Raw genomic sequence first — 26,679 nt, forward strand, 5'->3', positions numbered from 1 at the left:
TCAACGTTTTCCCCTCGTCCGGACCCACCCGGGGTCCATCACCCTGTGTGTTTCACTCATACCCATGTCGAACCTGGTTCAGACACCCCACTGAGCGATAACTTCTCGCAATCGTACAGCTATGGTTGCCGCCGGACCCGGTTCGATCATCTGGTTGTGTTCGCAATCGACTTCGGTGACTCGGATGTCCCCTTCTACAAACCTTCGCCATTCGGCGACATCGTGTCCGTTCTCCGTAGATCTTCCGGCTACGAAGAACTCGATGGCTCCAACGTGGACAGGCGGTTGGTGCCGATTCGTCAATTCGACGGAGTGGGAGTAACCGCGACTGATCCGCGCCAGATGCTCCGCTTCGATTCCGATTCCGGCACCCAGGGTCTGCTCCAGCAATTCCGCCGCTTCTTCGAAGGTCTCGACCGTCTTGGATCCCGCCGGCATCGCGAGCCCGGCCAGTAGTTCGGAGACCGAGAGTTCTGCGGGCTGATCGGAATCCGACGACGGATAGCTGTCGAGTATCGACAGAGTCACGTCACGTCCGCTCCGAGTGAGGCTGTGTGCCACGGCGTGTGCGATCACGCCGCCGAGCGACCAGCCGGCCAGATGGATCGGGCCGGTCGATGCCACGGCTGCAATGCGATTCGCGTAGTCGTCGGCGAGTTCGGTCAGCGAGTCGAAGCTGGGCCCGCCGCTCAGGGACGGTAGCTGAAGACCGTAGACGGGTTGATCCAGCTCGAGATGCTTGACGAATTCTGCGTAACCCCAGGACAATCCGATACCCGGATGGACGAAGAACAGTGGTGCACGATCGGATCCGGCGCGGAGCGTGATCATCGGGGCGAGAAGATCCGACGAATCGTCCGGCGAGTGTGCGTCCATTCCGTCGGCAGCCCGGGCGACTCCGGCAGGTGTCGGGTCCAGGAAAAGCGATTGCAACGGCACTCGCATCCCGAGACGCTTCTCGAGTTCGATGGTGATGCGAGTGGCCACGATCGACGTTCCGCCCAGTTCGAAGAAGTCGTCGTCGACGCCGATGTGCTCGTGCCCGAGCACGGTCTCGAAGATGTCGACGACCGTTCGTTCGGTGTTGTTTGTCGGCGGTGCGTACGGGACCGTGCGTCGCTCGAAGCTCGGGGTCGGCAGTGCCTTGCGGTCCAGCTTGCCGACCGGTGTCACCGGAATGCGGTCGACGACGACGATCGCGCCGGGAACCATGTGCGCGGGCAGGCGAGAAGACAGATGGCGGCGAAGCTCCCAGTCGTCGACGGTCTGTCCTTCCACGGGCTGGATGTAGGAGGCGATCATCGTCTCCCCCGACGGCGCTTCGTGCCCGAGTGTGGCGGCGAAGTAGACGGATGGGTGTGCCATCAGGACAGAGTCGATTTCGCCGAGCTCGATGCGGAATCCGCGGACTTTGATCTGGAAGTCGCTGCGGCCCAGGTATTCGAGGGTGCTGTCGGAGCGCCAGCGCACCAGGTCGCCCGTGCGGTACATCCGCTGGCCTGGTTCGCCGAACGGATCGGCGACAAATCGGTCGGCGGTGAGGTCGGGACGATTGTGGTATCCGCGGGCGAGTCCGGGGCCGGTCACGTACAGCTCCCCGATGACTCCCACCGGCACGGGCTTGAGGTGCCCGTCGAGGACCAGTCCGGCGAAGCCGATGGCCGGTCGTCCGATGTTGATGTCCTTGCCCGGCCGCATGGGTTCACTGACGCTGGCCTGGATGGTGGATTCGGTGGGTCCGTATCCGTTGAACATGCGACGGTCGCGGCCCCAGATGTCCACGAGTTCGGGTGGGCAGGCTTCGCCGCCGACTGCGAGTACGCGGAGTTCGGGTAGCGCGGAGCTTTCGATCGAGCTGAGCGCGGTCGGAGTGATGAACGCGTGTGAGACGTGTTCGTCGGCAAAGATTTCGGCCAACTCGGATCCGCCGAAGACCGTCGGTGGGATGACGACCAGGCACGCTCCGCTGCCGAATGCCATCATGAGTTCGAAGACCGAGGCGTCGAAGCTCGGTGATGCCAGGTGAGAGATCCGCGAATAGGGCTGGACGTTGAATCTCTGATGTTCCTCGGCGTTGAGGTTTGACAACCCGAGGTGGGTGACGATGACGCCCTTCGGCTTCCCGGTTGAACCCGAGGTGTAGATCAGGTACGCGGGATGCCCGTGATGCAAGGGGATCGTGCGGTCGCGATCGGTGATCGCGGCTGCGCTCTGGGCGTCGATCTCGTCGACGGTCTCGGCTTCATCGAGGACCATCCACTCGACCGTGTCGGGAAGTTGACTGCGGTGAGCGTCGTCGGTGATGCCGAGTACGGCCCGCGAATCGTCGAGCATGTGGTTGATGCGATCGTCGGGATAGTTCGGGTCGACCGGCAAGAATGCTGCACCGGTTTTCGTGACCGCCCAGATCGCGACGATCTCCGCGGTGGACCGCGGCAGACCCAGCGCCACAAAATCTTCGGGACCGACGCCGCGCCGACACAGCGCGCGCGCCAGCTTCGTCGATTCCTCGTCGAGCTCGCGGTAGGTCATCGACCTCTCGCGACTCGAGAGGGCTGGGGCATCCGGGTTCGAGGCGACTGCTTCGGCGAGGATCTCCGGCCACACCCGCGCTCGAGTCGCGGCGGCACCGGATGCCGGCACCAGGGCAGCTGTTTCGTCGGCGCCGAGGATGCCGATGTCGGCGATACGTGTTGCGGGTTCGCGTCCGACAGCGTCCAGGATCAGGCGCAGTCGGTCGGCAAACCGACGAATGGTGGCGGGTTCGAAGAGATCGGTTGCGAAGTCGAAGGCTGCGGACATCCCAGCCGGGATGCCGAACTCGTCGAACTTCTCGTCGACGATCAGCTCCAGGTCCTCCTTCGCGAATTTGGTTTCCACGGTCAGTCCGTCGATGTCGAGGCCGGGTAGGTGGAAATGTGCGGGTTCGTTGTTCTGAAGTTCGAGGGCGACCTGGAACAACGGTGAGTACGACGTGGATCTGGTTGGGTTGATGACGTCGACGAGCCGTTCGAATGGCAGGTCCGAGTTCTGGAATGCGGCCAGGTCGATTTCCCGGACGTGCTCCAACAGGTCGGCGAACGTGATGTCGGGATCGACGCTGGTTCGCAGGACCAGTGTGTTGACGAACATTCCGACGAGATGGTCGAGCGCTGCCTGACCTCGGCCGGCGATCGGTGTGCCGATGGTGACTTCGTCGGCGCCCGACAACTTGGACATCAGCACTGCGAGCGCGCCGTGCAGCGCCATGAACATCGTGACACCGTTTGCCCTGGTGAGGTCCGCGAGGGCGCGGTGGGTGTTCGTGTCGATGTCGAAGGTGAATCGGTCACCGTGGAAGGTCTGTTGCACGGGTCGCGGGTGGTCGGCGGGCAGTGCGATGACGTCGTCGAGTCCGGCGAGTTGCTCACTCCAGTAGTGCAATTGGCGACTGATGACGGATTCCGGGTCGTCTTCCGATCCGAGGACGCGATGCTGCCACAACGTGAAGTCTGCGTACTGCACCTCGAGCGGCGCCCACGTGGGCTCGGTCCCTGCCGTACGCGCCAGGTAGGCCGTCATCACGTCGCGTGCGAGCGGCGCCATCGACGATCCGTCGGCGCAGATGTGATGGACCACGACAAACAGAATGTGAACGGGTTCAGCGGTGTCGAGTCGGAACAGTGCCACACGCAGCGGCAGGTCCACCGACACGTCGAAGCCGGTCGTGGCGAGTCGTTGCATGCGCTCCGCGAGTTCGTCCTCCCCCAACGTCATTTCACGGACCGGCGGTACTGCCTCGTCGACGGTGAGCACTTGCTGAATCGGATCGCCGCCGACGGCGGGGAACACCGTCCGCAGTGTTTCGTGCCGCTCGACGACGTCGGCGATGGCCTGTTGCATGGCCGTGACGTCGAGGTCACCGGTGAGGCGAACAGCTAGTGGGATGTTGTACGCGGCTGAGCGTGTGTCGAATTGGTTCAGGAACCACATGCGCTTCTGCGCCAACGAGAGCGGGACGCTGCCATTGCGCTCCATGGGAGTGAGCGGCACAGTGCCGACGGCAGTGACAGCGCTGGAGAGCCGTTCGGCGAGCTGAGCCGTCGTCGGTGCCTCGAACAGCACGCGCACCCCGACGTCGATGTTCAGTGCGGAGTTGAGCCGCGAGACCACGCGAGTGGCGATCAGCGAGTTTCCGCCGAGCTCGAAGAAATTGTCGTCGACGCCTACCCGCTCGACGCCGAGTACGTCGATGAACGCATCGGCGATCCGACGTTCGAGGCTGGTGCCGGGCGCCCGGAATTCCACACCGGTTCCGGTGAACTCCGGCGTCGGCAACGCTTTTCGATCGAGCTTGCCGACCGCGGTGCGCGGTAGCTCGTCGACGATCATGATGCTGGCCGGAACCATGTGCGAGGGAACACGTCCGGCGAGGTGCGCGGTGATCTCTGCCCCGGTCAGCGTCGATCCTTCCTCGACGGTGAGGTAGGACGCTAAAACTGTGGCGCCGGCCGGTCCGTCGACGCCGAGTGTCACGCAATTCGTGACACTCGCCATTGCGGTGATCTGGGCGTCGACCTCGCCGAGCTCGATGCGGAATCCGCGAATCTTGACCTGGAAGTCGCTACGCCCGACGTATTCGATGGTGTGATCGCTTCGCCAGGAGACGATGTCGCCCGTGCGGTACATCCGGTCGCCAGGCTTGCCGAAGGGGTCGGCGACAAATCGCTCGCTGGTCAGTCCGGGACGCCGGTGGTATCCGCGAGCCAGGCCGATGCCGGCGATGTACAGCTCACCGGGAGCTCCGACGGGTACAGGTTGCAGGCGCGAATCGAGGATCATCTCGTGCACGCCGCGGATCGGTCCACCGATCGTGATGGGTGCGCCCACTGTCATGGGTTCGCTGATGTCTGCCATGACGGTTGTCTCGGTCGGGCCGTAGGCGTTGACGAATTCTCGTCCGGGAGCCCAGAGGCCGACGAGATGCGGCGGTAGTGTCTCTCCCCCGACGACGACGTGCCGGAACTCGTCCAGGCCGGCCGGGTCGACGGTGGCGAGTGCTGCCGTGGTGACGAACGCGTGAGTGACGTGTTCGCGGCGGATGAGACTTGCCAGTTCGGCGCCGCCGTAGATGTCGGTCGGGACGATCACCATGGTTGCTCCGACACCGAATGCCTGCAGGTACTCGAAGACGGCTCCGTCGAAGCTGGGGGTGGCGAAGTGCAGGGTTCGAGAGTGGTGATCTGCGTGGAATCGACGCTGCTGGTCGAGTGCGAAGCTGTCGAGTCCGGTGTGGGTGACGACAACTCCCTTGGGTCGGCCGGTGGATCCCGAGGTGTAGACCACGTAGGCGGCGTTGTCCATGACCACCGGTGCCCGCCGTTCGTCCTGGGTGATCGGCAGCGTGCAACTGGTGGCGACGTCGTCGTCGAATGCCTCTTCTCCGAGCACCAACCAGGACACGATGGGTGGAAGTGTGTCGATGGCGTCGACGACGGTCAACCCGAACAGCACCTCGGAGTCGCTGAGCATGTGTTCGATTCGGTCAGCCGGATAGGTGGGGTCGACGGGGACGAACGCTGCGCCGGTCTTGGCCACCGCCCACACCGCGAGTACGGATTCGACGGACCTTTCGATGCCGATGGCAACCGACGTCTCGGGCCCGGCGCCGCGGCGAATCATGGCTCTGGCCAACTGGTTCGAGCGCCGGTCCAGTTCGGCGTAGGTCATGGAACGGCTGCCGGCCGAGAGCGCGATGCGGTCGGGATAGGTGGCAGAGACGTCGGCGAGAATCTCTGGGAGCGTTCGCGCGGAGCGCCCCGGGGAGCCGAAGACCGGCGCAAGATCACGGCTCTCGAACTCCGTGAGAACCTGCAGACGGGCCAGCGGCTGATCCGGTGCCGAGGCGAGTTGCCCGAGGACGATGCCCACGCGCTCGGTGATCTTGGCGACTTCGCGGGCGGAGAAGTGCGTCGGCAAGTACTCCATCTTCAGATTCAGCGTGTCACTTTCGGACGCCACCACGGCAATCGGATAGTGCGCCGAGTCGCGTCCGTCGATGCCGAGAACGTGCATTCCCGCGATGTCGGTTTCGGCGGTCAGGGCTGTCTCGTCGACGGGATACGACTCGAATACCGTCAGGGTGTCGAAGGAACCGGCGGCGCCGACTGCTCCGGCGATGTCCGACAGTCCGATGTGGTGGTGGTCGAGCAATGACGCTTGCTCGGATTGGACGCGAATGGCCATTTCGGCGAGGGTTTCTCGGGCGTCGAGGCGGACTCGGACAGGCACCGTGTTGATGAACAGGCCGACTATCGATTCCACACCGGGCACCTGTGGTGGGCGTCCTGAGACCGTTGCGCCGAAGACGACGTCGTCGCGTCCGAGAAGTTCGGCGAGCACGATTCCCCATGCCACCTGTACCAGGGTCGCCATGGTCAGGCCGCGGCTTCGCGCGAACGCCCGAAGAGTCTCGGCTCGTTCGGTCGGCAGCGAGTACGAGTGGATTTCACTTGCCACGGTTTCGGCGGCGGTGTCTGCCCTCGAGAGGTGGGTGGACGTGTCGACGCCCCGTAGCGCTTCTTGCCACGCCCGTAGCGAAGTCTCGGGTTCTTGCTTCGAGATCCAGGAGAGATAGTCGCGATACGACTGAACTCGGGGCAGAATCTCGGGGTCACCGTCGGTTGCGTAGAGAGTGAGCAGGTCTCGAAGCAACAGCGGGGTGGACCAGCCGTCGAGCAGGATGTGGTGGTTCGTCACGACGAGGCGTGCTGTGTCCGGTCCGATTCGCACGAGCATGAAGCGGATCAGCGGGGCTGTTTCCATGTCGAAACGATGAGCGCGATCGCGTTCGAGCAGTTGACCGAACGCGACTTCACTGTCTTCGGCCCCGGACAGGTCGATCTCGGCCCAGCCGATGTCGGCACCGGAACGGATCACCTGCAGTGCCCGCCCTCCCGGTGCGGAGACAAATCCCGCGCGCAGGCTCGGATGACGATCAACCAAGGCCTGCGCGGCGCGGCGCAGGCGCGGCGCCTCCACCCGACCCCCGAGCTCGAGGGTCAGTTGCACCATGTACGGGTCGATTTCGGTTTCGTCGAACTGGGCGTGGAAGAGCATGCCCGACTGCAGAGGTGACAGTGACCAGATGTCGGTCAGGTCGGGGAATCTGCGCTCGAGCTGTTCGATGCTCTGTTGATCCGCGGTGACGAGATCGAGATCGGTGGGCGTGAGCTCGCGCTCGGAGTGTTCCTCCACGTATTCACTCAGTGCGCCCAGTGCTCGGGTCCAGAGCTCCGCCAGTTCGGTGACTTCGGCCTCGCTGAGAATGCCGCGGGGGAAGGACCACGTAGCGCGCAGAATCGGACCGTGTGCGGTATCGGTCGTGACGGCGTTGATGTCGAGCACCGACGCGGCGGCCAATTCGCCGCTGTGCGCTTCGTCGAGGGTCACTTCCGAGATCGGCAGCCACGGCACTTCGCCGTGCTCGGGATCCGAGCCGGCAAATCGTCCGAGGTAGTTGAACGAGATCTGCGGCGTGGGCAGCTCACGAAGTTCCTCGTTTCGATCGAGGTACTTCAGGATGCCGAACCCGATTCCGTTGTCGGGCAGGCCGAGCAGCGTTTCCTTGACGAGTTTCACGGCGGAGGCGGCGGTTGATCCCCCGGCCAGTGCATCGACGACATCGAGTCCGGTGAGATCGATCCGGACGGGGAACAAGGTGGTGAACCAGCCGACCGTGCGCGAGAGGTCGGCGCCCGGTACGGCGTTCTCCTCGCGGCCGTGCCCTTCGAGGTTGACGAGCACGTCCCCGCTGCGCTGTCCGCGCGATCGACGCCAGGCGGTGACGGCAATCGCGAGAGCAGCGAGCAGCCCGTCGTTCACCGAGCCTCCGAAATGCTGAGGCACCGTCGAGATGACGTTCTCGGTCACGGAGGTCGGAACGTCGACGCTGACGCGGTCGACGGTGGCTCCGACATCGACGGCTGGGTCGAGCCCGCGTGCCCCGAGCAATGGCTCGTCGGTCCGCATTCTCGACCACAGGTCGATCTCGTCGCGTCGCTGCGCAGCGGTCTCGGCGAGCGCTGTCGCCCAGCGACGTATCGACGTTCCGCCCGGCGGAAGTATGGGTGTTTCTCCGTCGAACGCCGAGGCATAAGCAGTGACCAGGCCCGGGACGAGCATGCGCCAGGACACACCGTCGACCGCGAGGTGATGAAGGACCAGGAGCAACCGTCCGGCTTCGGCCCGGTTGCCGTTCGAGCTGACGGGATCCAACCAGACTGCGCTGATCATCTTCCCGTGTTCGGGATCGAGGCGGCTGGATGCGTCCTGCATCGCGGTTTCCGCAGCGGCGACGAATTCTTCGCCGCTGGTGGACACGATGGAGGTTCGGCGCAGGATGTCGGGGGCGGTGATGCTCCCTGGCTCGCGGATCTCGAGTTGGTGAGTCGCGGCGTCCAGGCGCGCCCGCAGCACGTCGTGACGATCGAGGATCGTTTGCAATGCTCGTTCCAGCGCGGGGCCGGAGACATCCGCGGGCAGTGCGATCAGCGCGCTCTGGCTGTAACTGCGGATCGTGCTCAGGTCACCGCGACTGCGTTCGACGAGCCACTCCATGATCGGCGTGAGCGGTAGCGGGCCGGCTCCCCCGCCGGGTAGCTCCGTGAGAACCGGTGCCGTTTCCGATGATTCGATGAGGAGCACTTTGGTGAGGCCGGCCACGGTCTTCGCTTCGAAGACGTCCCGCGGAGTGAAGACGAGGCCTGCGGACTTCGCCCGTGAGACGAGTTGGATCGACATGATCGAATCGCCGCCGAGACCGAAGAAGGAATCGTCTACTCCGATACTGCCCCGACCCAGCACCTCCGCGAAGAGGTCCGCGAGGACCGCTTCGGTAGCGGTGGCCGGCGCCCGCGTCGCCTCGGTTGTTCCCGTGACGGTGAAGTCCGGAGCCGGGAGGCTGCGTCGGTCGAGCTTTCCGTTGACCGTCAGTGGAAGCGATTCGAGGACGACGATGGCGGTGGGCACCATGTACTCCGCGAGTTCGGCGGCGACGAAGTCGGTCACCGTCGCTGAATCGACGGTACTGCCTGTTTCGGCGACCACGTACCCGACGATCCGCGGTGACGCTCCCTCTGTCCGAACAAGTGCTACCGAGGCAGCGACGCCGGGGCAGCGGAGCATTGCGGCTTCGATCTCGCCGAGTTCGATGCGGAAACCACGCACCTTCACCTGGAAATCACTGCGGCCCACGTACTCCAACTGCCCCGCGTCGTTCCACCTCGCCAGGTCCCCGCTCCGATACATTCGATCCCCCGAACTACCGAATGGATCGGGAAGGAACCGCACCGAAGTCAATGCGGGTTTCCCGAGGTATCCCCGAGTCACCTGATCACCGGCGACGTACATTTCGCCGACGACACCTGGTGGTACCAAGTTCAGTCGCCGATCGAGTACGTAGACGGACAATCCCGGTACTGCTCGCCCGATGATGCTCGCCGACGCGTGCTCGCTGTCGTTGCGGTCGAGTGCGATTCGACTGACGTGCACTGTCGTCTCGGTGATCCCGTACATGTTGACCAACGTCGGAGCCGTGTCGGCCCGCCTGTCGTACCACTTGCGCAACTGCCCGAGGTCGAGCGCTTCGCCACCGAAGACGACGTAACGCAGTGCAGGGTCGGGACCGGTGCCGTTCGGTGAGTACGCACGGTCGGCTTCGGCGAGTTGGTAGAAGGCGGTGGGCGTTTGGTTCAGGACCGTCACTCGCTCACGGCGGAGCAGTTCGTGGAACATGTCCGGTGATCTGGTCGTGTAGTAGTCGACGACGACCAGCCGGCCGCCGTGTAGCAGCGGCCCCCACAACTCCCAGACGGAGAAGTCGAATGCGTACGAGTGGAACATCGTCCACACGTCCGTGTCGTCGAACCCGAACGTCGGGGCGGTGTTGTCCATCAGAGTCAGGACGTTTCGGTGGCTGACCTGGACACCTTTGGGGCGCCCTGTGGATCCGGACGTGTAGATGATGTACGCGATCGCGTCGGGCAGAAGTGGTGTCGTCCGGTCCGCGTCGGTGATGCGATGGGGCGCGGAGTGATCGAGGCGTACCGCGATCTCCGGCGATCCGAGTTCGACGATGTCGATGCCGGATTCGATGATCTCCGAAGGTAGGTCGCTTCGGAAGTCTCCGGTCGTGACCAGGCATACCGGCCGCGCGTCGTCGAAGAGGAACCGCATGCGCTCGGCCGGGTAGGTGATGTCGACCGGCAGGTATGCCGCTCCGGTTTTGATGACGGCGACGAGGGCGAGCACGAGATCGGTGGTTCTGGGCATTGCAACGGCAACCACGGATTCCGGACCGATACCGCGGCCGATCAGGAGTCGGGCCAGGCGGTTAGCGCGCCCGTCCAGTTCGGCGTACGTCATGGCGCCGTCGCTGTCGTTGACCGCGGTCGACGACGGATGTGCTGCAACAGCCTCGAAGAATCGGTCCGCGATGTTGTCCGCTGGAGCCGGTTCGGCGTGAGTGTTCCACTCGGTCAGCATCTGTCGACGCTCGTCGGCGCTCACGACGTCGATGTCACCGGTAGGAGTCGACGGCTCTCGCGAGACCGCCTCGAGGATGGTGAGCAGTCTGCGTGAGAACGAATCGATCAAGTCACCGTCGAACAGGTCTGTGGCGTAGATGAATTCGGCGTCGATTCCATCCGTTCCGCCATCCGCGTCGTAACGCTCGGTGACCGAGAGTTGCAGATCGAACTTGGCGACGGGTAGGTCGAACTCGACTCCCGAGACCGACAGCCCCGGCAATTCGAGTTGTGGGAGTGCATTGTTGCGGAACTCGATGAGGATCTGGAACAACGGAGTGTGCGAAGTCGAGCGTTCCGGGTCGAGTGCGTCGACCAACCTTTCGAAGGGCAAATCGGTGTGCTGGAACGCGCCGAGGTCGCCTTCGCGAACCTGGGCGAGGACGTCCTCGAACGACGCGTCGGGCGTGATCTGTGTTCGCAGCACGAGAGTGTTGACGAACATACCGACCAGGTGATCGAGTTCGGCCTCGCCGCGGCCGGCGACGGGTGTCCCGATGGCGATGTCCTCGGTACCGGCCAGGCGCGCCGCAAGTACCGCCAGTGCTGCGTGCATGAGCATGAACATGGTGGTGCCGTGCTCACGTGCCAGGTCGGTCAGCGCCCGATGGGTCTGCGGCGATACCGCGAACCGGTGGACCGAGCCGACCATGGACGGCTTTGCCGGACGTGGGAACGACGTCGGCAACGCGATCGGCTCGCCCAGTCCCGCGAGTCGGTCCTTCCAGTAATCGAGCTGACGGGTCAGAGCCGAGTCCGGATCTTCCTCGGAGCCGAGCACTTCGTGCTGCCACACAGCGAAGTCGCCGTACTGCACGGCCAGTTCCGACCAGTTCGGCGCACTGCCGGCACTGCGGGCCGCGTAAGCCGCTGCCACGTCCGCTGCGAGGGGGTTCATCGAGAACCCGTCGGCGACGATGTGGTGGACGACGATCACGAGTACGTGCCTGCGCTCGTCCCCGTCGACGCGCAGGACCGCGCAGCGGATCGGAACTTCGGCCGAGGCGTCGAAGCCTGCCGAGGCCAGCTCGAGGATTCGATCGGACACTCTGGCAGCAGTGACGATTTCCGGCTCCAGGATCGGCATGACCTCGTCGCTGGACATCACCTGCTGAACCGGCTGTCCGTCGATCGAGGGGAACTTCGTCCGCAAGCTCTCGTGGCGCCCCAGTACGTCCGCTACCGCGGCCTGCAATGCGGCGAAGTCCAGATCGCCGTCGAGGCGCACTGCCAGGGGAACGTTGTAGGCGGGGGACGTCACGTCGAACTGGTTGAGGAACCACATCCGCTTCTGTGCCAGTGACACGGGCAGTGGGTCCGGGCGGGATCGCCGAGTCAACGGTGGTCTGGGGCTCTCTCCGCGGCCGACGCTCTCCGCCAGACGAGACAGCTGCCGAACTGTCGGAGACTCGAACAGTCCTCGAACGCCGATGTCGGTGCCGAGAAGTGCGTTGACGCGGGCGATGACGCGGGTCGCGGTCAGTGAGTTTCCGCCGACGTCGAAGAAGTGAGTGTCGATACCGATCGGAGACACTCCGAGCACGTCCTCGAAAACGCCCACCACCAGCCGTTCCAACTCGGTGGCCGGTGCAGTGAGTGTCTCGGCATCGGTGTCGAAACGAGGCGCCGGAAGAGCAGCCCGATCGACCTTGCCGACGCCGGTCAGCGGTAGTTCGTCGAGCACGACGACGCTTGCGGGCACCATGTGTGCCGGCAGTAGCTCCCGTGCCGCCGCCCGGATGTCCTCGGCGCTCACCCGGCGTTCGTCGTCGCAGACGACATATGCCGCCAAGGCCTGCTCGTCGGAGGGTCCGCGCACCGCCAACGTGACCGCGTACTCCACGCCGGGCAGCTGACCCAACGCCGTGTCGACCTCGCCGAGTTCGATACGGAAGCCGCGGATCTTGACCTGGAAGTCGCTGCGTCCGAGGTACTCGATGGTGCGGTCGCTGCGCCAGCGCACCACGTCGCCCGTGCGGTACATCCGCTCCCCCGGCTCGCCGTACGGGTTGGCGACAAATCGTTCGCTCGTCAGTGGTGAGCGCCCGTGATAGCCGCGCGCGAGTCCGACTCCGGCGACATACAGTTCGCCGGGAACTCCGACGGACACCGGTTGAAGTCTGCGATCGAGGACGACCTCGCTGAATCCGCGGTTCGGCGGTCCGAGATAGACCTTCTCGCCGGCCGGGATGGCGTCGCTGAGGTTGCAGGAGATGGTGGTTTCGGTGGGTCCGTAGACGTTGACGAACGATCTTCCCGGCGCCCAGGTGCGCACCAGGTCCGCCGAGGGCGCCTCGCCGCCCACCGTGATGGTGGTCAGTTCGTCGATTCCCTCGGGATCCACCGACGTCAGCGCTGCAGGCGTGATGAACGCGTGGGTGACATGTCCCTCGCGGAGAACGTCGGCCAGTTCGGTTCCTCCGTAGACGGTGGTGGGAGCTACGACCAGTTCGCCGCCGACGGCGAAGGCGAGCAGGTACTCGAGAACGGAGGCGTCGAAGCTCGGAGAGGCGAAATGCAGTGCGCGTGAATTCTCGGTGAGACCGTAGCGATGACGCTGTTCGTCGGCGAAGTTCTCGAGACCGGTGTGCGTGACGACGACGCCCTTGGGTCGGCCGGTCGAGCCCGAGGTGTAGATGAGGTAGGCAGTGTTCTCCAACCGCGGGGTTCCTCGACGCTCGTCCTCGCGTAGCGGTGCCGCGGATACTCCGGAGAGCCGAGCGATGCTCGTCGGGTCGTCGAGTTCGAGCCACTTCGTCACACCGCCGTCGCCGGGTCTGTGGGCAGCCGTGGTCAATCCGAGCGAGGATGCCGAGTCCTCGAGCATGAACGAGATCCGGTCACTCGGGTAGCGAGGATCGATCGGCACGAAGGCGGCGCCGGTCTTGGTGATCGCCCAGACCGCTGCGACGGATTCGAAGGACCGTTCCACACAGATCGCCAACCGTGAGTCCGGGCCGGCGCCTTCCGAGATGAGCACGCGCGCCCACTGGTTCGACGCCTCGTCCAGCTCTCGATAGGTCATCTTTCTGTCACCACAGGACAGTGCGACCCGTTCGGGGAATCTGCTCGCGGTGTCCGAAAAGATGCGATCGAGTGTCCTGACCGAGCGGCCCTGCCGGCCGCGCGCGGGAACCAATTGCTGCACTTGCGAATCCGGCATCAGGCGCAGTTTCGCCAGCGGGAGATCCGGTTGCGCGGTGATCAGCTCGAGGGTGCGGAGCAGCCGGTCGGCGATCGCGTCGATGTCGTGATCGCCCAGGACTCCCGGGAAATACTCGAATTTGAGCCGCAGTCGCCCGTCTGCCGCAGAGGCGACGATCGCGAGTGGATAGTGCGCGGCATCCTCGGCGTCGTGGACGTCGAGAACGTGCATTCCGGCTATGTCGGTGCCGGAGGAGAGTCCACCGCGGTCGACGGGATACGACTCGAACACAGTCAGCGTGTCGAACGATGCAGCGGACCCCACAGCCGAAGTGATGTGCGAAAGCCCGACATGATGGTGATCGGACAACCGCGCCTGTTCCGCTTGGACGCGAACGCACAGCGCCGCCAGGGACTCTCTTGGATCGAGGCGAACTCGGACGGGGACGGTGTTGATGAACAAACCCACCATCGACTCGACGCCGGACACCTGGGGTGGTCGGCCGGAGACGGTTCCACCGAAGACGACGTCGTCGCGGCCGAGGAGTTCGGCGAGCACGATTCCCCAGGCCACCTGGATCAAGGAGGCTGTCGTCAGGCCACGGGAGCGGACGAATCCACGCAGAAGTTCCGTCTCACGTTCTCCGAGCGCTGTGGTCGTCGAGCGTGAGGTAGCGCCGTCCTCGTCGACGGCGTGAGTTCCGGTGAGCAGCGTCGGGTCGTCGAGTCCGCGGAGTGCTTCGCCCCAGGCTTCGATCGACACGCTGTCGTCGCGAGTGCTGATCCAGCTCAGATAGTCCCGGTAGGGGTGTACGCGTGGGATGGCACTGTGATCACTGTCTGTCGCGTAGAGCGTCAGTAGGTCGCGGACCAGCAGCGGCATCGACCATCCGTCGAGGAGGATGTGGTGGTTGGTCAGGATCAACCGATAAGCGTCGTCACCGGTTCGCAGAAGCAGGAACCGCAGCAGGGGCGGAGTGGCCATGTCGAAGCCGCGGACCCGATCCGCATGGAGAAGCTCGCGTATCTCGGTCGCTTGTTCGGTGGGGGCCAACGGAGAGATGTCGATCTCGGTCCACGGCACGTCAACGTCTGCGTTGATCACCTGCACCGATCGTCCACCGGTGTCGGTCGTGAACGCCGCGCGTAGGTTCTCGTGTCTGTCGAGCAGTGCCTGTGCGGCACGGTGCAACCGGGACGCGTCGACGCCGTCGAGTTCGAGTGCGAGTTGGACGGTGTACGCGTCGACTGTGTGTTCGGCGTAGCGGGCGTGGAAGAGCAGTCCGGATTGCAGCGGTGAGAGGGACCAGACGTCGGTCAGTGTCGGGAACTCGCGCTCGAGGTGGTCGATGGAATCCTGGTCGAGGTCGATCAGGTCGATGTCGGACGGGGTGAGTCCCCCGCGTTCGCTGTGTTCGGCATAGGTGGCCAGCGCGCGCAACGCCTGCACCCAGAGGTCGGCGATGGCGCGAGCATCGCGCTCTGCCAGCACGCCGGTGGGATAGGCGATAGTGGCACCGATGTGCGGTGCGCCCGAGATCTCGGTGGTGACGACGTTGACGTCCAGGACCGAACCCACTGGCATCTCGGACCGCGCTGCCGCTTCCAGATCGACGTCCCGGGCCAGTGCCCAGTCCCCCAGTGACTCTCCTGCTTCGGTGCCGGAGAAACGGCCCAGATAGTTGAACGAGATCTGCGGTTGGCGGAGGTCTTCGAGTTCCGCTCGACCCACCTCGTCGAGGTAACGCAGAACTCCGTAGCCGATGCCGCTGTCCGGAACACCCAAGAGTTCTTCCTTGACACGCTTGAGCACCACCGCTGCCTCTGGGGCGCTGCTCATCACTTCCGCGATGTCTATGCCGGCGAGGTCGATCCGCATCGGGAAGACGCTGGTGAACCAGCCGACCGTGTGCAGGACGTCCGCACCGGGCACCACGTGAGCTTCGCGTCCGTGGCCCTCCATCGAGATGAGTACGTTGTCGGTTCGTATGCCCTGTGCCTGCCTCCACTGCGTCAGTGCCAGTGCGAGAGCAGCAACGAGACCGTCGTTGACTGATCCACCGAAAAGCGCCGGAAGCGTGGTCAGGACTGTGTCGGACAGTTCGACGGGTACGTCGGCGACAACTCGGCCGACCGAATCGAACGTGTCGAGCCGCGGGTCCAGCGGCCGGGTTCCGATCAGCGGGTCGGCACCTTCGAGTATCGAACGCCACCGGGGCAATTCGACTCTTCGATCGGGCGCGATGTCGCGGAGCGCATGCGACCAACGACGAACCGACGTGCCCGAGTACGACGGCTCCGGTTCCTCGCCTGCATCGATGCGGTGGAAAGCCGACGCAAGTTCCGGCACGAGGACGCGCCAGGAGACACCGTCGACGGCGAGGTGGTGGATCACCAGGAGCAGCCGGCCGGTGTTGCGCACGCCGGACAACCAGACGACCCGCACCATCACGCCCCGGCCGGGGTCGAGTTCTCGACGCGCACCGCCCAGTGCGTCGACGATCGCCCCGTCGAACACCGCGGTGCCCGGCTCGGCCTCTACCTCGATCACCCGGCAAATATTCTCGGCTGCAACAGATCCCGGCTCGCCGACAACAAGCCTGCGCTCGCCGTCGAGCTCGAGGCGTGCGCGAAGGACGTCGTGACGATCGAGAACAACTTGAAGAGCCGCGGTCAACTGCTCCACACTGTGAAGCCCGTGCGGCGCGTTGAGAAGAGTCGCTTGGGAGAACGAATCGAGACCTCGGAGATCGGAGCCGAGCCGGTCGAGCCACCACTGAGCCACCGGCATCAACGGCACGTGGCCCACGCCGTCTCCGGGAAGTTCCTCGAGCACCTCGGGTTCGTCGTCCTTGGTCGATGCCAGCAAAACCGCAAGACCGGCGACCGATTTCACCTCGAAGACGTCACGCGGGGTGAAGACGAGCCCGGCATCGCGGGCACGGGCGACGAGCTGAATCGACATGATCGAATCGCCGCCCATCGAGAAGAACGAGTCGTCGACGCCCACCGATTCGACACCGAGGACATCGACGAACAAGGCGGCCAGCGTGCGTTCGGTATCGGATTCGGCGGCCCGCGAGCGTGCCTGGGTTGCTCGCAAGTCGGGAACCGGCAGGGCTCGGCGGTCGAGCTTTCCGTTGGCAGTCATCGGCAGTTCGTCGAGAACGACCACGACCGCAGGAACCATGTACGGGGCCAGAGCCGAGCCCGCGAACGCGATGACGGCCTCGGGATCCACAGTCTGAGCGTCGTTGGCAGGCACGACGTATCCGACGATCCGTGCGGCGCCTCCGTCACGTTCGAGCGTGGTCACCACGGAACGTGCAACGCCGGGATAGCGAGCCAGAACTGCCTCGATCTCGCCGAGTTCGATGCGGAATCCGCGAATCTTGACCTGGAAATCGCCTCGACCCTGGTACTCGAGTTCGCCGTTCTTGTTCCACCTGGCGAGGTCGCCGGTTCGGTACATCCGTGTGCCCGCACTGCCCGCGGGATTGGGCACGAATCGTTCGGCGGTCGTGCCGGCGCGGTTTCGGTAACCGCGGGCGAGTCCGTCGCCGCTGACGTACAGCTCTCCCGTCACTCCGACCGGGACGCGGTGCAGGCGATTGTCGAGGACCCACGCGGTGATGCCTGTCGACGGGCGACCGATCGTGACTCGATCGGTCGGGGACATCGGCTCGGTGATGCTGGCGACGACCGTCGATTCGGTTGGTCCGTAGGCATTGATCATGATCCGGTGATCGCTGACCCAGGCGGCGACGAGGTCGGGTGGGCAGACGTCGCCGCCGGTTCCGATGCACACCAGCTCGTTCAGTCCGCTCGGATCGACCGTGGCCAGTGCGGCTGGAGTGATGAAGGCGTGCGTGACGTGCTGGTCGGCGATCAGACTCGTCAGTTCGGTTCCGCCGATGATGCTCGGTGGGGCGATGACCATCGTGGCCCCGGCACCAACAGCCATCAGGAGTTCGAGAATCGAGGCGTCGAAGCTCGGTGAGCTGAAATGCAGCGTGCGCGAGGTCGACTCGACGCGGAAGCGACTGCGTTCCTGCTCGGCAAGTGCCGAAAGCCCACGGTGAGTGACCATGACGCCTTTGGGGACGCCGGTGGAACCGGAGGTGTAGATGACATAGGCCGGGTTGTCCAGGGACGCCGCAGCCAGCAGCTCCGAGGCATCTATCCGCTGATCACCGATCTGTTCGAGGGTTGCGAGTGTCTTTGCCTGATCGAGCAGAACGGCGTCTGCCTCGTCGGGGACGACACCCACATGCTCGGCGGTGGTGAGAACGACGCCCGCTCCCGAGTCGTTGATCATGTGGTGCACGCGGTCGACGGGATACGCCGGGTCGACGGGTACGAATGCAGCGCCGGACCGGGCAACCGCCCAGATCGCGACCACGGATTCCAGTGAGCGTGGTAATGCCAGGGCGACAACGGATTCCGGACCGACCCCGCGGCTGATCAACAGTCGTGCAAGCCGGTTGGCGCGGCGGTCCAGATCGGAGTAGGTCAGATGGCGGTCGCCGAAAATCAGTGCAGTCCTCTGCGGTTCGTCGACGTACTTCCGCTCGAGCAACGTCGAGAAGTGAACCTGCTCGGGAAGTTCCGGTGTGACGGCGCGAATCGTGTCGAGATCACTCACGAGATCGATGTCGCCGACCGGCGTGTGCGGTGATTCGGTGACAGCACCGAGAATCCGAACCAGGTATCGAGCGAAACCTTCGACGGTCGACTCGTCGAACAGGGCGCTGGCGTAGGTGAACCCGGCCTCGATTCCCGCCGGCCGGCCGTCGTCGTCGAAGGTCTCGGCAAGCGTGAGTTGCAGATCGAAATTCGAGACGGCGGATTCGAGTTCGAGGACCTCGACGTCCAAATCCGTCAGACGAACTGCTGGCCGAGTGGTGTTCTTGAACTCCAGCATCACCTGGAACAACGGTGAATGCGACGTCGACCGCTCCGGAGCCAGCGCATCGACGACGCGCTCGAAGGGGACGTCTGCGTGAGCGAAGGCGTCGAGGTCGGTGCTGCGAACTCTGGCCAACAGATCGGTGAACGAGGCGGCGGGGTCGACGTCGGCGCGCAGGACCAACGTGCCGACGAACATACCGACCATCGGATCCAGCAGGGCATTTCCGCGCCCGGCGATCGGTGAGCCGATCGTGATGTCTTCCATGCCGGACAATCTCGCCACGAGCACTGCGTATGCGGCGTGTACCGCCATGAACATACTGCTTCGGTGTTCGATCGCGGTTTCGCTCAGACGGCGGTGGATGCCGGCATCGATGTCGAATCGAACGACGCCGCCCGAGAGATCCTGCACACGCGGACGCGGTCGATCTGCGGGGAGCGCAAGAAGTTCGGGAACACTCGCCAGTTGACGTGTCCAGTACTCGAGCTGACCTGCAAGAGTGCTGTCCGCTTCGTCGATCCGACCGAGAGCCCTTTCCTGCCAGATGGCGAAGTCCGCGTACTGGACCGGAAGAGGAGACCAGTCGGGCGCCTCACCTCGATGCCTTGCCGAGTACGCGCTCATCACGTCGAACGCCAACGGTGCCATCGAGAATCCGTCGGCGCAGATGTGATGGACGACCACGGTCAGGACGTGATCTTCTTCGTCGACCTCGATCAGTTCCGCCCTGATCGGTGGAGCCTGCGTGACGTCGAAGCCCCTCGAGGTGAGACGTTCGATCTCCCCGAGTACCGCTTCGGCGTTTGCGGCGACAACCGGCAGCGCGCCCAACGCTTCACCGGGTTCGACGATCACCTGCGCCGGCACTCCCTCGATCATGGGAAACAGCGTGCGCAGCGATTCGTGGCGAGTAAGCACGTCGGTGATCGCGCCCTCCAACACGGCAACGTCCAACCGGCCTCTCAGCCTGATCGCTATGGCGACGTTGTACGCCGCGGACGTGACGTCGAATTGATTGACGAACCACATGCGCTTTTGTGCCAGCGACAGCGGGATCGTCTGTGGCCGCGGCAATGCCTCGAGCGGAAGGACTGCCGGTCCCCCTCGTGCCGTGGCGCACTCGACCGCCAACTGCGCAACGGTCGGCGCGTCGAACAACTCTCTGATCGACAAGTTCAACGACAGCGAATCGTTCACGCGCGCCACAGCGCGTGCAGCGACGAGGCTGTTTCCGCCGATCTCGAAGAAGTTGTCGTGAACACCGACTGCCCCGGATTCCAGAAGCTCCTCGAAGATCGCCGCCAACTGCGCTTCGAGCGGTGTTCGCGGCGCCAGATACGTCTGCGAGCTGTCGAAGCTGGGCGCGGGCAGAGCCTTCCGATCAAGCTTGCCGGTCGAACCGAGAGGGAACACGTCGAGGGCGATGACCACAGCGGGAACCATGTAGGCCGGAAGGAGACCTCTCAACTCGGTGCGTAGGCCGTCCGTGTCGATCGAAGTGCCGGTGTCGGCGATGACGTAGCCGACCAAACTGTCACCGACCACGTCGTCGTGATGGACGAGAGCAGCAGCTTGCGCGACACCGGGCAGCCTGAGCAATGCTGCTTCGACCTCGGCGAGTTCGATGCGCTGGCCGCGGATCTTGACCTGGAAATCGCGTCGACCGACATAGTCGAGCAGCCCGTCGGCGCGCCACCGGACGACATCACCGGTTCGGTACATCCGGGTGCCAGACGGGCCGTACGGGTCGGCCACGAACCTGTCGGCGGTGAGATCGCTGCGCCCGAGGTATCCACGCGCCAGTTGCACTCCCGCCAGATACAGCTCGCCGTGAACGCCGACCGGAACCGGATGCAGCCGCCCGTCGAGGACATAGAGCTGGGTGTTCCACACGGGCGCACCGATGGGAACGGTGACGGTCATGTCGGGGGTGAATTCGGCGGCGCTGACGTCGACGGCAGCCTCTGTGGGTCCGTACAGGTTGAACAGTCCCGCAGAACTCAGACGGGTGAACGCCTCCGCAGTGGTAGGCGCGAGGGCTTCACCGCTGCAGAACACCTGACGCAGGCTCGCACACTGCCCGGCAGTCGCGGCAGCGACGAATTCCGCGAGCATCGACGGAACGAAGTGCGCCGTCGTGACGCCTCTGTCGGCAATCAACGCCGACAGGTACCCGGGATCACGGTGCCCGTCCGGTTCCGCGATCACCAACTGCGCGCCGGTCTGCAGGGGCCAGAACAGTTCCCACACCGAGACGTCGAAGGTCACCGGGGTCTTGTGCAGCACCACGTCCGACGCGTGAAGGGGGTACGTGTCCTGCATCCACAGCAGGCGATTGACGATCGAACGGTGTGATACTGCAACACCTTTCGGTCGACCCGTCGATCCGGACGTGAAGATCACGTAAGCAGCATTGTCCGGGCGGAGGGGTCCGAGCCGATCAGCGTCGGTGATCGGCGCCGTCGTGGACACCTGACGATCGAGATCGACGTCCACGATCGGGACTCGCGCGGGAAGAGCGCCGTGGTCCTGGGGCCGGCTCAGCACGCAGATCGGTTCCGCGATGTCGAAGACGTACGCGATGCGCTCGGCGGGATGGTCGGGATCCACCGGGACGTATGCCGCACCGGCACGGATCACGGCGTGGACCGCGACGAGTAGTTCCGGTGACCGTCGAATCGACACCGCGACGCGCATGTCCGGGCCGACCCCGCGGGCGATGAGGGTTCTGGCAAGTTCACCGACCCTCGCGTCGAACTCCGCATAGGTCAGTGTCCGCTCGCCGTAGACCAGCGCGGCCCCCTCGGGTGTCCGGGCTGCCTGCTCCGCCACCAGGTCCGAGAGGGTGGTGATCGGTACGGCGTGTTCGGTGGCATTCCAACGCTCGAGGACCAGTTCCGCCTCGCCCGGAGCTGTGAGATCGACGTCGCCGACGACGGATTCCGGGTAGGCAGCTACCGCGTCGAGGAGCATCGTGAAGCGATCAGCGAGGCCGGACATGGTGTCCGAGTCGAAAAGCTGGCTGGCGTAGTTCAACTGGCCGTCGAGATGGTCGCCGCGGTCGGTGAGAATGACCTGAAGATCGAACTTTGCCGCGCCCGTCGACAGTTCGTCGACCGTGACCTCGAGCTCGGGCAAAGTGACCTCGGTGGGAGCGGCGCCCTGCATCACCAGCATCACCTGGAACAGCGGCGCCTGGTTGTCTGCGAGGGATTCGACGAGTACGTCGTACGGCACTTCGGTGTGCTGCAAGGCGGCCACGTCGACGTCGCGGACGCGGGTGAGAACTTCACCGAAGGTGAGTCCCCCCTCGAGAACCGTCCTCAGCACCACCGTGTTGACGAACATTCCGACGACGTCGTCGAGAGCGCGCTCGCTCCGCCCGGCCACCGGAGTGCCGATCGTGATGTCGTTCGCTCCGGATTCTCGGCTGAGCAGGACGGCCAGCGCGGCGTGGATCACCATGAACACGCTGACATCGCTGCGCGCCGCGATCTCGCCGACCCGGCGGTACGTCGCGGAGTCGATCCGGAAATCGAGATCGTCACCGCGCAGCGAGACACCCGCAGGGCGCGGATGATCCATCGGCAGTTCCGCGAGCTCACCGCGTTCGGTGAGCGTGTGCGACCAGAACCGCAACTGCTCGGCAAGAATCGAATCCGGGTCGGACGCTTCACCGAGCGCTCCGCGTTGCCACTCGCTGAAATCGCCGTACTGCACTTCGAGTGGCAGCCACGCCGGCACGCGTCCGCTCGCCCGCGAGGCGTACGCCACCATCACGTCACGAGCCAGCGGCGCCATCGACAGGCCGTCTGCTGCAATGTGGTGCACGACGAGGACCAAGGTGTGCTCGCGTTCGTTCACCTCGAGCAGAGTCGCGCGGATCGGCACCGATTCGCTGACGTCGAATCCCTCTCGCGCGAGCTCACTCGCCCGCGCCGAGGTCGCTGCGGCAGGCACCGTTTCCACCTCGAGATGATCGAACATCTCGTCCACATCGAGAACGTGCTGGACGGGGCCACGCGCACTCTCGGGGAAAACGGTCCGCAAGATCTCGTGTCGAACGATCACGTCCCTCAGCGCGGTGAACAGTGCATCGACGTCGAGATCGCCGGTCATCGAAACCGCGATCGGAATGTTGTACGCCGGCGAACTCGGATCGAGTTGATTGGTCAGCCACATTCGTTGCTGCGCCAGAGATACCGGTATCCGGTCAGGGCGATCGATACGCGTCAGTGCCGGGGCACGTGTGTTCCGCGAGTCCGCGAGGTCGGCACGTGCTGCCAGAGCGGAGACGGTCGGCGCCTCGAAGAGGTCGAGAACGCTCAGCGTCGTTCCGAGAGCTCCGTTGACTCGCGACACGACGCGGGTCGCGATCAACGAGTCACCGCCGAGGTCGAAGAAACTGTCGTCTGCTCCCGCCCGGGTGATACCGAGCAGATCGCAGAACACCGCCGAAATTCGCTTCTCGGTCGAGGTCTCGGGGGCACGGTATTCAGCCGACCCGCCCACAGAATCGATGTCCGGTAACGCTTTCCTGTCGATCTTTCCTGCCGGAGTCAACGGAATGGAGTCGAGGACGACGATCCGCGCCGGAACCATGTGGGCTGCCAACGAAGATCTCGCGTGGGCGACCAGCTCGGAGTTGTCGATGTGTGTGCCCGCAGCCGCCGTGACGTACGCCGCCAACAGTGTTTCCCCACTCGGGCCCGCAACTCCGGCGGTGACTGCCTGTGCGACGCTCGGGTGGCGGCGCAGCACGTCGTCGATCTCGCCGAGCTCGACGCGGAAACCGCGGATCTTGATCTGGAAGTCGCTCCGGCCGAGGTACTCCAGCTCACCCTCGCCGTTCCACCGCGCGAGGTCACCCGTGCGGTACATGCGCTCTCCCGCAACACCGTTGGGGTCGGCAACAAATCGTTCGGCCGTAATCGTGGCACGCGCGTGGTACCCGCGCGCCAAACCGACACCGCTCACATAGAGCTCGCCGGCGACACCGATCGGCACCGGTTGAAGCCGCGAGTCCAGGAGGACGGTTGCGGCTCCGCGCATCGGCTTCCCGATGGTGACGGGAACATCGCTGCTCAGCGGTCCGGTCAGAGTGGCGACGACGGTGGTTTCGGTCGGTCCGTACGCGTTGAACATCGAGCGTCCGTGTGACCACTGATCCACCAGCGCGGGTGAGCATGCGTCGCCGCCGGTCACGACCACTCGTAGATCCGGTAGGCCGGCGGGATCGACTGTTGCCAGCGCGGCCGGGGTGACGAAGGCGTGGGTGACCCGTCCGATACGCATCACCTGTGCCAGTTCGTCGCCGCCGTACACGGTGGGCGGCGCGATCACCATCGTTGCCGCGCCCCCGAAGGCAAGGAGGAGTTCGAGGACCGAAGCGTCGAAGCTCGGCGAAGAGAAATGCAGGGTGCGGTCTCCAGGTTCGACTCCGAACCTGACTCGTTCTTCGTCGGCGAAGCTGCTCAGCCCGCGGTGACTGACCACGACGCCTTTGGGGACACCAGTGGAGCCGGACGTGTAGATGAGGTATGCCGGATCGTCGTAGCTCAGGCGCGTACGCCGCTCGGCGTCGTCGACCGGTGCATCGGAATGGTGCGAGGTGTCCAGTTCGTCGAGGAGCAGCCAATCCACCGAATCGGCGAGCCCGCCGTGGTGCTCCCCCAAACTGATTCCGACTACAGCTCCCGAATCGGTGAGCATGTGCCGAATACGATCCTCGGGGTAGTGCGGATCGATCGGGAGGAAGGCACCGCCGGTCTTGGCCACCGCCCACGTCGCGGTCACCGATTCGAGAGACCTCGACAGCGCAAGGGCGACATAGGTGCCGGGGCCGACTCCCCTGTTGATCAGTTCACGGGCGAGTGTGTTCGACTCGGCGTCGAGATCCCGGTAGCTCACCTCACGATCACCGAAAACGAGCGCTGGGGCATCGGGGTTCACAGCCGAAGCCCGGCGGAGAATATCGGGGAGGGTCAACGGGGAGGACGCGGTCGCTCCCCGCGCCGGTACCAGGGACTCACGCTCGAAGTCGTCGAGGAGATCGAGGTCTCCGACCGGCGTTCGCGGGGCTGCTGCTGCGCCTGCAAGGATCCGCACCAGTCGCGAGAGGAAGGCTCGGACCGTGGATTCGGCGTAGTGCTGCGTGGAGTACGCAACCTCGAGGGCGCCGGTATCTGCGTGGACGTCGATCGCCACGTCGAGGCCGGCAATCGTGGTCTCCTGCGAGCCGTCGTTGAGGTGGACGTGCAACTCGGGCAGTGCGGGGACACCTGCCGCCGATCGAATCGACAACGTATCGCGTTCTCGAGCAAGAGAACTCACGAACTCGTCGAACGGCGCCGCCGGATCGACCTCGCAGCGCAGGGGCAAAGTTCCCCACTCGGTCCTCGTTCCGATCAGCACGTCCCGGCGCTCGGTCGATCTCGACAGCAACGAAGCAAATGCGGCATGGACAACGGCAAAGAGGGAGACGCCTTCCGTGCGCGCAAGTTCGGCGACCGCGGGATCGAGTGGGACGCTCAGCCGATTCGTACCGGTGGGCTCCGATTCGGCGTCGATTCGCTCGAGGCCCAGTGTCTCGAGGTCCAGTGTGGAGCCCTCGTCGGAGTCCCCCAGGTATCTCGCCCAGAACCGCTCGAGTTCCCTGCGCTGTGCACTGCGCGCCCCTGCCTCGGCACTTGCCGGATGAATCCGGTTCATCGGCGTACCGGCCGGTGCTGCTGTCAGTTCTGCGACCAACTCGGTGAACGCCCGGTGGTGCTCGGCCAGTTCGTCGTGTCCGTAGCGATTGGGGTTTCCGCGAAAGTCGATCAACGTCTGCGCCGGATCGCCGCTCTGGTACACGTTGACCAGCAGATCCTCGACCGGACCCGACGTGACGATGTGATACTCACCGGTCAGTGGCCCGAGGGTTATCTCCTGCCGGAAGAGCATCACATTCATCATCGGGCCGGACAGACGCGCGTCGCCGACGGTCAGACCGGCATCACGCCGGATGTCCTCGAGGCTGCATCGCTGATGACGAAGCGCACCGAGAAGTTCGAGTTGCACGCGCCCGACCAGATCGTCGACACTTTCGTCCGGGTTTACGTGGATGTGTAGCGGCGCGACGTTGACCAGCATTCCGCCGGACCGCTGCAGCGGTGCCGTCGTCCTCGCGGAAACCGGCAGGTTGATCAGCACGTCGTCGTAGCCGGTACTGCGGGACAGGTAGCACGCCAGTGCCGAAATCAACACTGCGGCCGGAGTTGCACCGGAACGTGAATTCCACTCGTCCAAGGCAGCAAGGCTGTTCGCCGACATCGCGGCACTGACGAGTTCACTGCGTGCAGTCGGGGGTCCCTCACGGGTGGCCAACGTCGAACCGTGTTCGACGCCCGACACACGCTGGGCCCAGTACTCGCGGTCGGCTTCGAATCGGCTCGATTCGCGGTACTTCTGGTCGAGCTCGGACAGCGTCGTGACGTCGAGCGCCTTGTTCACCGCAGGCTCTCGACCTTCGACGGCTGCGGTGTAGATCGCCGCAATCCGATTGACGATCGTCATACCGCTGTATCCGTCGAGAGCGACGTGATGAATCCTGGTGTACCACAGGTAATCCCGATCACCAGTTTGAAGAATTGTCATCTCGACGAGACGATCGCGAGTCAGATCGAGCGTCGTCGCGTAATCGTTGTCCATCCACTCCGAGGCAGCCTGCCGAGGGTTCTCACGCTCGCGGAAGTCGAAGTAGTCGATGCCCGGGTCGATCGTGAAGTCCACGATCTGGCAGGGCTCCCCATCCGGGTACATCAACCGTAGAAACGGTGATTCGAACTCGTGGGCAGCCTCCACCGCGGCGCGGCTGAGCAGTTGCATGTCCAAATCGCCGTGGAACTCGATGTACTGCGCGATGAAGTACGGGACCGTCGGGTGAAGTTGCTGCGCAAACCACATGCTGCGCTGCACCGCTGACAGGGGGAACGCTCCTGCCGGCAGGCTTCGCGATCCGGTGAGCGGGTCGATCCTCTTGTCGGTATCCATCACGACCACCCCCACACAGCGTTG

At 64.6% G+C, this 26,679-nt stretch carries 1 protein-coding gene; it reads right to left on the bottom strand.

Translation table 11 applies throughout. The features are described from left to right. Positions 1-78 precede the first annotated feature (78 nt). Positions 79-26,655 carry a non-ribosomal peptide synthetase gene (locus tag BH682_RS14715; RefSeq protein WP_075835282.1) on the bottom strand — a complete coding sequence of 8,859 codons (26,577 nt, stop codon included), beginning with the start codon at positions 26,653-26,655 and terminating at the stop codon, positions 79-81. Positions 26,656-26,679: the final 24 nt, after the last annotated feature.

Origin of the sequence: Rhodococcus sp. YL-1 (assembly GCF_001942025.1) — a bacterium.
In the GTDB taxonomy this organism is placed as follows: Bacteria; Actinomycetota; Actinomycetes; order Mycobacteriales; family Mycobacteriaceae; genus Rhodococcus_F; species Rhodococcus_F qingshengii.